Here is a 10,388-nt window from a genome sequence, read left to right as displayed (position 1 = left end):
CGGTCAGGACCCGATCTGCTCCTCCAGCACGGCGCGGTAGGTCGACACGCGGGTGTAGATGCCCGGCTTGCCCTCGCGGGCGCAGCCCTCTCCCCACGAGGTGACGCCGATCAGCTTGCCGCCGGCCACCATCGGACCGCCCGAGTCGCCCTGGCAGGTGTCCACGCCGCCCTCCGGGAAGCCGGCGCACGTCATCTCGGCCGGGTCGTACTGGAAGTACGCGGCGGAGCAGTCCTCGTCCGACATCACCGGCACGGTCGCCGCCAGCAGGTACCGCGACACCGGGCCCTGCTCGCTGGTGCGCCCCCAGCCGAAGACCCGCGCCCGGGACCCCTCGGCGTACAGGGCGCTGTCCCCGGGACCAGCCAGCGGCAGCGGCTCCTGCTCGACGGCGTCGCGCAGGGTCAGCACGGCGATGTCGTCGCCCTGGTCGGCCGTCGCGTAGTCGGGGTGCACCCACGGCCTCTCGGCCAGGCGGACGACCACGCCCTCGTCACCGTTCTTGTCCTCGCGCCCCACGACCACGCGGGTGTTCCGGGTCGTCCGGCCCGCGGTGCAGTGCGCGGCGGTCACCACCTTGGTGGGCGCCACCAGCGTGCCGCCGCAGAACTGGAACCCGCTGGAGTCCGTCAGGTACACGACCCACGGGTTCTCCTCGATGGAGACGCGCTCGCCGCCCACCACCCGTCCGTCGACCACGCGGTCGTCGGCGGTCGCCGTCCCCGCGAGAGCCATCAACACTGTCACCAACAACGCGGCAAGCCGCATCGGCCCCTCCTCGTAGATCACCGGCATCCACGAGGAGGTTAGCCAGAACGGACCACCGCGTACGGCCGAACGGTCTAATTACCACCGAACTTGCTACGCACCTTGCCGGCGGCTCCCGCCAGCACGTCGCCGAACTCGTTGAACACCTTCATCAGCGGGTCCTCGGACTCGGCCGCCGACTCCTTGTAGGACCGGGCCGCGGCCTTGAGGTCCTCGGTGAACGCGCCGGTCGGGCGGTCCTCCTCGCGACGCGGGTACTCGCCGGTCAGGATCGCCCGGTAGTCCTCGCCCGCCGCCCACTTCTGGAGCTCCGCCGCCCGCACCACGGCCAGCGGGTGCGTCAGCGGCCAGGTGCGGATGAGCTTGAGCACGGAGTCGCGCACGTCCTCGACCTGCTCGTACTCCTTGGCCTGCTTGAGGAACTCGGCCGTGTCGACCTGGGCGAGGTCCATGCCGCCCGCCATGGCGACGTGCACGCGCAGCGCGGCGGACGGGTCCTGCACGCACAGCAGGCCGGCGCGGTCGCAGGACAGCTCGGTCTTGCGGTACCACTCGCACAGCGCCGCGATGACCGCGCGGATCGCCCAGTAGCCGGCGGGCATCCAGCCCAGGCCGTACTGGAGCTGCATCAGCCGCTGGAGGATCGTCTGGTAGAGCGCGTGCCCGGACAGCACGTGCCCCATCTCGTGGCCGATCGCGAACCGCAGGCCCTCCTGGTCGAGCAGGTCGACCAGGCCCGTGGTGAGCACGATGAACGGCTTGTCGATGCCGAGCGTCACCGCGTTGGGCACCGGGTCGCGCCGCACGAACAGCTCGGGCACCGGGTCGAGGTCGAGCGTCGCCGCCGCCTCCAGCCGGAGCCGGTCCAGCTCCGGGTACTGCTTCGGGCCCACCCGGACGCTCGACGCCAGGTACCCCAGCCGCTCGCCGCGCTCCGTGAACGCGCCCGCCACGGCCTGCAGCACCGGACCGATGCCCGGCACCGCGCGCAGGACCGCCAACGCCCCCCGGTCGACCGGGTGTTCGTACGCCCTCGGGCTGATGCCGGGGAAGCGGACCCGGGCGGTGGACCGGTCGATCTCCTCGCTGCTCATGTCACCCAGGGTGTCACGGTGCGACGACCGCCTCTCCCCGTTCGGGGTAATCGGCGTGCACACTGACCGGGTGGACGCAGCAGACGCGCTCGGGGCCGACTACGAGATCCGCACGCTGCCGCTGGGCGGGGAGCTGAACGCGGTGCTGGTGCGCCGCCGCGCCGAACCCGCCACGCGCGGCGCCGTGCTGTACGTGCACGGGTTCGCCGACTACTTCTTCCAGGCGCACGTCGCCGAGCACTTCACCGCCCGCGGCTTCGACTTCTACGCCGTCGACCTGCGCGCCTACGGGCGGTCGCTGCGCCCCGGGCAGGTGGCCAACTACGTGACCGACCTGACCGAGCACTTCGAGGAGATCGACGCCGCGGTGCGCGTGGTCCGCGAGGAGGACGGGCACCGGCACCTGGTGCTGATGGGCCACTCCACCGGCGGGTTGACCACGAGCCTGTGGGCGCACGAGCGGCGCGACGACGACCTGGTCGACGCGCTCGTGCTCAACAGCCCGTGGCTGGACCTGGCCGAGCCGTGGTTCATGCGGACGGTGGGCACGGCGGTCGTGCGGGGCCTCGGCCGCGTCGCGCCCCGGTTGGTCCTGAGGCGGGGGCTGGGTCCCGTGTACGGCCAGAGCATCCACCGCGACCACCACGGCGAGTGGGACTTCGACCTGACCTGGAAGCCGCTGGAGGCGTTCCCGGTGCACGCGGGGTGGCTGCGCGCGGTCCGCCGCGCCCAGGCGCGGCTGCACCGGGGCCTCGACGTGCGCGTGCCGGTGCTGGTCCTGCGGTCCGGGCGCAGCCACCTGCGCGCGACGGCGTGGACGGCGGAGGCGATGACGTCCGACACGGTGCTCGACGTCGAGCACATGCGGCGGTGGGGGCCGAAGATCGGGCGGGACGTGGTGGGCGTGGCCGTCGAGGGCGGTATGCACGATCTGTTCCTGTCGGCGGAACCGGTGCGCCGGCGGGCGTTGGCCGAGGTGGACGAGTTCCTCGACTCGGTGTGACGCCCCGGCGTCAGAAGACACCCGCGCGGGCGGCGGCGAGGGCGGCGCGGGCGGCCCGTTCCGCCGCGGCGCGGTCCACCGGTTCGCCGGAGACGAAGATCCGGTAGAAGAGCGGCGCGCAGGTCTGGCGGACCAGTTCGCGCGCGTCGACGCCGGCCGGCAGCTCGCCGCGCCCCACCGCCCGGACGGCGATCACCGCGGCCGCCTCGTGCCGGGCGGCGTAGTGGGCGCGCTTGGCCTCGGCCGCCCGGTCCGAGTGGAGGGCCGCGGCGACCAGGCCGATCGGCACGGCGCGGGTCACGGGGTCGGTGAAGGCGTCGACGACCTCGGTGGCCAGGGCGATCAGGTCGTCCTCGACCGCGCCGGTGTCGGGGACGGGCCAGTCGACCTCGCGCCCGCGGTCCAGGGCGTCGGCGACGAGGGCGTCGACCGCGCCCCACCGCCGGTACACGGTGGTCTTGTGCACGCCCGCGCGGTCGGCGACGTTCTCCACGGTCATGCCCGGGTAGCCGCGTTCGGCCAGCTCGGCGTGCACCGCGTCGAGGACGGCTTCGCGCACGCGGGCCGAACGGCCGCCGGGTCTCGTGGTCACAGTGCGACTCCAGTTGCGTTAGTGCGTCGAGGTCTGCCACCCTAACGCAACCCGAGTCGCCTTAGGAGCCCTGTGATCCCCGACCCGAGCCGCCTGCACCCGCTGCCGCACGCCGAGCGCGTCGTCCACCTCAAGCCGCTGATCACGTCGCCGACGATCGAGGTGGGCGAGTACACCTACTACGACGACCCGGAGCACGCGACCGAGTTCGAGACCCGCAACGTCCTCTACGGCTACGGCACCGAGAAGCTGGTGATCGGGAAGTTCTGCGCCCTGGCCACCGGGACCCGCTTCATCATGGCCGGCGCGAACCACCTGACCACCGGCGTGTCCACGTTCCCGTTCACGATCTTCGGCGGCACCTGGCAGGACCGCACGCTCGACCTGCTCACGGGCATGGAAACGCGCGGGGACACGGTCGTCGGCAACGACGTCTGGTTCGGCTACGGTTCGATCGTCATGCCGGGCGTGACCATCGGCGACGGCGCGATCGTCGCCACCGGTTCCGTCGTCGTCTCCGACGTCCCGCCCTACACCGTCGTGGGCGGCAACCCGGCCCGCCCGGTCAAGCCCCGCTTCCCCGAGGACGACGTGGCCCGCCTCCTCCGCGCTCGCTGGTGGGACTGGCCGGTCGAGCTGATCACCGAGCACGTGCGCACGATCATGACCGGCCGACCGGCGGACGTCGAGCGCGTCGCCGAGGAGAACGGCCTGCTGTGACGGGCCTGCCGTGACGGCCCCGTCGGGTCGGGTCAGGACGGCGTGATCGTCCAGTCCCCGTACGACTCGACCTGGATCATCGCCGGCCCCTCCAGCGGCACGGCGCCGTCGAAGGCGCCGATGTGGTTGACCGGCAGGTCCGGCCGCCCGCCGGCGACCGTCACCGTCTTCACGACGAAGTTGCCGTTCCCGACGTTGGTGACCCGCGCCCGCCGCGACTCGCCGGTGAACAGCAGCGCCCGGTCCCCGCTGCCGCCCATCGCGCCGGTCGCGGTGTCGGCCAGTTCGAGGCCGCCCACGGTCAGCGTCCACGCGACGGTCGCCTGGACGGTGATCGTCGTGGTCCGGCCCGCGCCCAGCGCGTCGAACCAGTGCGAGCCCGCGTACGCGCCGATCTTGTTGACCAGCAACCGGTCGAAGCCGTCGGTCCTGACGACGACGTTGCCGGTGCAGGCGGGGCACTCGAACCGCACGACCTTGGCCCCGGGCGGCCGGTCGAGGGTGACCGCGCCGTCGCCCGTGCCCGAGTGGGAGGACGGGGGCGGCGGTGTGCTCGGCGCGGGCGACGCGGTCGGCGTCACCGCCCGGCGGCCGGTGCTCCTCGGCGGGTCCGGGGTCCGGGTGGTGGTCGTCGCGGCGGCGGCCGTCCCCGGGTCCGAGCGGCCGACGACCACGCTGACCAGCCCGACCACCACCGCCGGCACCAGGACCCCGGCCAGGACGAAGGGCCACACCGGCGTCCCGCGCGGCGGGGGCGGCGGCGTGAAGAGGGGCGGCGGGTACTGCGAGACCTGGTACCGCGGCGCGCCGGGGTGGGGCGGGTACGGCGGGGGCTGGGTCATCGCGGCGCTCCGTGCGGTCCTGGACGGCTACCCGGTTCTTCGCGCGACGACGACCCGGCGTTACCCGAACGGCCCAACGGCGGGACCGACCGATCGGTCTAGCGCGGCCACCGGACCGGGCGGGGATCATGGGCGCATGGGCCAGGACTTCGACCGGTACTGCGACCTGACCATGCGCGGTGGGACGACGAGCGGGATCGTGTACCCCTGGGCCGTGGTGGAGCTGGCCGAGCACTACCGGTTCCGGTCGCTGGGCGGGGCTTCCGCCGGGGCGATCGGGGCGGCGTTCACGGCCGCCGCCGAGAAGGGGCGCGACAGCGGCGGGTTCCGCAAGCTCGCGGAGGTCGTCGACTGGTTCGCCGCGCCCGGTTGGCGGATGGCCCAGCTGTTCCAGCCGAGCGGGGACACGCGGAAGCTGTACCGGGTCGTCGTGGCGTCCATGCAGCGCCGGGCGACGACGGGGCGCAGCGCGCTGACGTGCCTGCTGCCGGCCCTGGTCGGCGCGATCGGGTGGCGGTCCCGGCTGCTGCTGGGGCTCGCGCTGGCGCTGTGGCTCGCGGGGCCCGCGCTGTGGTTCCGCGCCGTGCGGTGGGGCGGCACGCCGACGTGGCTGCTCGTGGCGCTCGCGGTCGTCGTGGCGGTCGGCGTGCCGGCGGTCGTGCTGCGCCTGCTGCCGCGCGGGGAGGACGCGTGGCCGCGGCGCCTCGGGACGGCGGCGCTGCTCGTCGTGCCGCTCGTGCCGGTGGCGCTGATGACGCGGTGGACCGCGCCGAGCCTCGCGTCGGCGGCCACCGCGGTGGTGTGGTGGCTGGTGCTCGGCCTCGCGTTCGTCAGCGCGGCGGTGCTCACCTGCTCGCTGAGCGCCAAGCGCCACCTCGACCGGGTGGCCGCCACCAGCCACTTCGGGCTGGTGCCGGGCACGGGCGCGTTCCGGCCCGGTTTCTGGGACCGGCGGTGCGGCGTGCCCGCGTCGACGGGCGTGCCGCCGCTGAGCGACTGGGTCGCCGACCGGCTCGACGACCTGTCCGGGACGACCGACCTCACGTTCGGCGACCTGACCACGAACCTCGTGCTGATGACCACGGACCTGTCCGAGGGCCGCCCCTACCGGCTGCCGTTCACCGAACCGGCGGACGCGTGGCTGTTCTGCCGCCGCTGCCTGTCCCGCGTGCTGCCGGCGCGCACCGTGGACCGGCTCGGCCAGGACCCCACCGGGCACCGCTGCCCCCTGCACGACGACGAGCCCGTGCACGTCCTGCCGCGCGACCTGCCGGTGGCGCTGGCCGTGCGGATGTCCATGCCGCTGCCCGGCCTGATCGCCGCCGTGCCGCTGGTGCGCGCCGAACCGGAGCCGCGGGTGCACTGGTTCTCCGACGGCGGCATCACCAGCAACTTCCCGATCCACTTCTTCGACGTGCTGCTGCCGCGCTGGCCGACGTTCGGGCTGAGCCTCCAGCCGTACCCGCCGGGCGACGACCGCGACGTGTGGCTGCCCGAGCAGGACGCGTCCACCAGTGGCACGCCGTGGCGCGGCGTCGACCGGGTCCGGCACTTCGCGACGGCGATCCTCGACACGGTGCTGGGGTGGCGCGACACCATGCAGTCCGCGCTGCCGGGCTACCGGGGCCGCATCGCGCACGTCCGGGTCGGCGCGGCGGAGGGCGGCACGAACCTGTTCATGCGCCCGGAGACCGTCCGGGCCCTGGCCGAGCGGGGCCGGGAGGCGGGCAGGCTGCTGCGCACCCGCTTCACCGAGGACGACGCCGCCAAGACCGACCGCTACCGGTGGATCAGGATGCGGCTGGCCATGCGCGAGTACCGGCAGCTCGCCGCGCAGGTCGACGAGCGCGCCGCGCTCTACCGCGACCTGACCGCGCGCTACGAGGTGCCCGCCGACCTGCACGGTTGGTTCGCGACGCCGCCGGCGGGCACCGACCCGGAGGCGGCGCGGATCGGCCTGACCCTGGACGCCCTCGGCGCGGTGCCCGACGGGCCGTTCGACGGCGAGCCGCCGGTGGACCCGGACCTCCGCCTCACGCCGCCGGAGTGACCGGGACCGGCGGCGCGACCGGGGCTCATCGGGTCAGGGCTTGCGGCCCACGCCCGCGTAGGCGCTGATGTAGGCGTCGTCCGAGTCGGGGCGCCACTCGGCCAGCGGCACGACGCCGGGCTCGACCACGTCCAGGCCCTCGAAGAACGCGGTGATCTCCGCGCCCGAGCGGAGCACCAGGGGGCTGTCGGTCTTGCGGTAGATGGCGTTGACCTGCTCGCCGCCCTCGATGCCCTCCGCCGAGATGCCGTCCCAGCTCGCGTGGGAGATGGCGACGTGGCTGCCCGGGGCCAGGACCTCGCGGTAGCGGGTGACGGCGGTCTTCGGGTCGTCCGCGTCGGGCACGAAGTGCAGCACGGCCACCATCAGCAGGCCGATGGGGCGGTCGAAGTCGAGCATCCGCTTGACCTCGTCGTTGTCCAGCACCGAGTCCGGGTCGCGCAGGTCGGCCTGGATGGCGCTGGCCAGCGGGTTGTCCGCGAGCAGGGCCGTGCTGTGCGCGACGGCGACCGGCTCGACGTCGGCGTAGACGACCTTCGCCAGCGGGTTGGCCTGCTGGGCGATCTCGTGCACGTTGCCCACGGTCGGGATGCCCGAGCCCAGGTCGAGGAACTGGTCGATGCCCTGGTCCAGCAGGTACCGGACGGACCGGCGCAGGAACGACCGGTTGGCGCGCGCCGCGCCCGGCATGCCGGGGAAGATCTGCTCGACGGACTTCGCCGCCTCGCGGTCGACCGCGAAGTTGTGCGACCCGCCCAGGTAGTAGTCGTACATCCGGGCCGCGCTCGGCCGGTCCAGGTCCACCGAGGACGGGACCCAGCTCGCCTGCTCCATGCGCACATCTCCTCGTCAGCCGACTGCGTGATCGTCGTCGCGCGCCAAACCGGGCACAACCCCCGAATGGACGCTCGCTCAGGGCGAACACCTACCGGAAACAAACCCGGGCTCACCTTGGTTGAGCCAATCAGACTCAACTTTGGAGGAGATCATGGGCGAGACGTTGGCGCTCCCGGTGCTGCCGCTGGACGACGTGGTCGTGCTGCCCGGCATGGTGGTGCCGATCCGGTTGAGCGGCTCGGACGCCACCTCCGAGGCCCGGGCCGCCATCGAGGCCGCCACCGCCGCGGGCGGTCAGCAGAAGGTGCTGCTGGTGCCCCGGCTGGACGGCAAGTACGCGAAGGTCGGCACGTTGGCGCTGATCGAGCAGGTCGGGCGGCTCTCCGGCGGCGAGCGGGCGGCCGTGGTGCGCGGCACGGAGCGCGTGCGCATCGGCACCGGCACGACCGGCCCCGGCGCGGCGCTGTGGGTGGAGGCGACCGTCGCCGACGTGCCGCCGGCCGACGACCGCACCCGCGAGCTGGCCCGCGAGTACCGGGCGATGGTGACCACGATCCTCCAGCAGCGCGGCGCGTGGCAGGTGGTCGACTCGGTGCAGCAGGTCGACGATCCGTCGGCGCTGGCGGACCTGGCGGGCTACGCCTCGTACCTGAGCGACACCCAGAAGGTGTGGCTGCTGGAGACGCCGGACACCGCGCAGCGGCTGGAGAAGCTGCTGGAGTGGGGCCGCGAGCACCTGACCGAGCTGGACGTGGCCGAGACGATCCGCAAGGACGTCAAGGAGGGCGTGGAGAAGCAGCAGCGGGAGTTCCTGCTGCGCCAGCAGCTGGCCGCGATCCGCAAGGAGCTGGCCGAGCTGGACGGCAAGCCGGTCACCGAGGAGCAGGACTACCGGGCCCGCGTCGAGGGCGCCGACCTGCCGGAGCACGTGCGCAAGGCGGCGCTGGCCGAGGTCGACAAGCTGGAGCGGACCTCCGAGCAGTCGCCCGAGGTCGGCTGGATCAGGACGTGGCTGGACACGGTCCTGGAGCTGCCCTGGAACAACCGCACGAGCGACAACTACGACATCGCGGGCGCGCGGGCGGTGCTGGACGCCGACCACGCGGGCCTGGACGACGTGAAGGAGCGCATCACCGAGTACCTGGCCGTGCGGCGGCGGCGCGCCGACCGCGGCATGGGCGTCGTCGGCGGGCGGCGGTCCGGCGCGGTGCTGGCCCTGGTGGGCCCGCCCGGGGTCGGCAAGACCTCGCTCGGCGAGTCGGTCGCGCGGGCCATGGGCCGCGAGTTCGTCCGGGTCGCCCTGGGCGGCGTGCGGGACGAGGCCGAGATCCGCGGCCACCGGCGCACCTACGTGGGGGCACTGCCCGGCCGGATCGTGCGGGCCATCTCCGAGGCCGGCTCGATGAACCCGGTCGTGCTGCTCGACGAGATCGACAAGGTCGGCGCGGACTACCGGGGCGACCCGACCGCGGCGCTGCTGGAGGTGCTGGACCCGGCGCAGAACCACACGTTCCGGGACCACTACCTGGAGGTGGAGCTGGACCTGTCGGACGTGGTGTTCCTGGCCACGGCCAACGTGCTGGAGTCCATCCCCGGCCCGCTGCTGGACCGGATGGAACTGGTGCAGCTCGACGGCTACACCGAGGACGAGAAGGTCACCATCGCGCGCGACCACCTGCTGCCCCGGCAGGTCGAGCGGGCGGGCCTGACGGCCGAGGACGTGTCGGTCGGCGAGGACGCGCTGCGCAAGCTGGCGGGCGAATACACCCGCGAGGCGGGCGTGCGGCAGCTGGAGCGCTCGCTGGCGCGGGTGCTGCGGAAGGTGACGGCGCGGGTCGCGCTGGACGAGGCGGCGCTGCCGGTGACGGTGGGCGTGCCGGACCTGCGCGGGTACCTGGGCTCGCCCAAGCACACGCCGGAGTCGGCGGAGCGCACGGCGGTGCCGGGCGTGGCGACGGGCCTCGCGGTGACCGGCGCGGGCGGAGACGTGCTGTTCGTGGAGGCGTCGCTGGCCTCGGAGGGCACCGGGGCGGCCGGGGTGGTGCTGACCGGCCAGCTCGGCGACGTGATGAAGGAGTCGGCGCAGATCGCGCTGTCCTACCTGAAGTCGCACGACGACCGGTCGGCCGTGCTGGCCGAGCGCGGCGTGCACATCCACGTGCCGGCGGGCGCGGTGCCGAAGGACGGGCCGTCGGCGGGCGTAACGATGACGACGGCGCTGGCGTCGCTGCTGTCCGGGCGGCCGGTGCGGTCGGACGTGGCGATGACCGGCGAGGTGTCGCTGACCGGCCGGGTGCTGCCGATCGGCGGGGTCAAGCAGAAGCTGCTGGCCGCGCACCGGGCGGGCATCACCACCGTGCTGCTGCCGCAGCGCAACGAGCCCGACCTGGACGACGTGCCGGCGTCGGTGCGCGACGAGCTGACCGTGCACCTCGTCCGCGACGTGCGCGAGGTCCTCGACCTGGCGCTGGAGCCGGCCACC

General features: G+C 73.8%; 9 protein-coding genes. 4 read left to right on the top strand and 5 right to left on the bottom strand.

What is annotated here, in order from left to right:
• Positions 1 to 3: 3 nt before the first annotated feature.
• Entirely contained in the window at positions 4 to 795 is a 792-nt protein-coding gene (locus tag ACR807_RS39060; protein ID WP_438926570.1) for a S1 family peptidase, read from the bottom strand.
• Positions 796 to 842: 47 nt separating this feature from the next.
• Positions 843 to 1,862, bottom strand: coding sequence for a M48 family metallopeptidase (locus ACR807_RS39055; RefSeq protein WP_438926569.1), 1,020 nt, complete (start codon positions 1,860 to 1,862; stop codon positions 843 to 845).
• Between the two features lie 70 nt (positions 1,863 to 1,932).
• Between ACR807_RS39055 and ACR807_RS39050 the strand changes: the two genes are divergently transcribed.
• Entirely contained in the window at positions 1,933 to 2,865 is a 933-nt protein-coding gene (locus tag ACR807_RS39050) for an alpha/beta hydrolase (RefSeq protein WP_438926568.1), read from the top strand.
• 10 nt (positions 2,866 to 2,875) lie between these two features.
• Here the strand turns inward: ACR807_RS39050 and ACR807_RS39045 are convergent, their stop codons facing one another.
• Positions 2,876 to 3,457, bottom strand: a complete 582-nt coding sequence (locus ACR807_RS39045) for a TetR/AcrR family transcriptional regulator (protein WP_438926567.1) — start codon at positions 3,455 to 3,457, stop codon at positions 2,876 to 2,878.
• Between the two features lie 72 nt (positions 3,458 to 3,529).
• Between ACR807_RS39045 and ACR807_RS39040 the strand changes: the two genes are divergently transcribed.
• A complete protein-coding gene (locus ACR807_RS39040) occupies positions 3,530 to 4,177 on the top strand; it encodes a CatB-related O-acetyltransferase (protein WP_438926566.1) in 648 nt (215 codons plus the stop codon).
• 32 nt (positions 4,178 to 4,209) lie between these two features.
• Here ACR807_RS39040 and ACR807_RS39035 read toward each other — a convergent pair whose 3' ends face one another.
• Positions 4,210 to 5,019, bottom strand: a complete 810-nt coding sequence (locus ACR807_RS39035) for a hypothetical protein (RefSeq protein ID WP_438926565.1) — start codon at positions 5,017 to 5,019, stop codon at positions 4,210 to 4,212.
• Between the two features lie 136 nt (positions 5,020 to 5,155).
• Between ACR807_RS39035 and ACR807_RS39030 the strand changes: the two genes are divergently transcribed.
• Positions 5,156 to 7,069, top strand: coding sequence for a patatin-like phospholipase domain-containing protein (locus tag ACR807_RS39030; RefSeq protein ID WP_438926564.1), 1,914 nt, complete (start codon positions 5,156 to 5,158; stop codon positions 7,067 to 7,069).
• A 33-nt stretch (positions 7,070 to 7,102) separates the two neighbouring features.
• Here the strand turns inward: ACR807_RS39030 and ACR807_RS39025 are convergent, their stop codons facing one another.
• Complete coding sequence (locus ACR807_RS39025; protein ID WP_438926563.1) at positions 7,103 to 7,903, bottom strand: SAM-dependent methyltransferase; 801 nt, start codon at positions 7,901 to 7,903, stop codon at positions 7,103 to 7,105.
• A 154-nt stretch (positions 7,904 to 8,057) separates the two neighbouring features.
• Between ACR807_RS39025 and lon the strand changes: the two genes are divergently transcribed.
• Positions 8,058 to 10,388 (top strand): endopeptidase La (gene lon / locus ACR807_RS39020; protein ID WP_438926562.1); only part of this gene is annotated, 2,331 nt, incomplete at its 3' end.

This window comes from Saccharothrix sabaoui, assembly GCF_051756985.1.
GTDB lineage: Bacteria > Actinomycetota > Actinomycetes > Mycobacteriales > Pseudonocardiaceae > Actinosynnema.
Note: the sequence above shows the minus strand (reverse complement) of the source record. Positions and strands in the feature narration are given on the sequence as shown.

Excerpts from the sequence above, each read along its gene's own strand:
- ACR807_RS39025 (WP_438926563.1), bottom strand. The coding sequence starts at position 7,903 with ATGGAGCAGGCGAGCTGGGTCCCGTCCTCGGTGGACCTGGACCGGCCG.
- ACR807_RS39060 (WP_438926570.1), bottom strand. The coding sequence starts at position 795 with ATGCCGGTGATCTACGAGGAGGGGCCGATGCGGCTTGCCGCGTTGTTG.
- ACR807_RS39055 (WP_438926569.1), bottom strand. The coding sequence starts at position 1,862 with ATGAGCAGCGAGGAGATCGACCGGTCCACCGCCCGGGTCCGCTTCCCC.
- ACR807_RS39035 (WP_438926565.1), bottom strand. The coding sequence starts at position 5,019 with ATGACCCAGCCCCCGCCGTACCCGCCCCACCCCGGCGCGCCGCGGTAC.
- ACR807_RS39030 (WP_438926564.1), top strand. The coding sequence starts at position 5,156 with ATGGGCCAGGACTTCGACCGGTACTGCGACCTGACCATGCGCGGTGGG.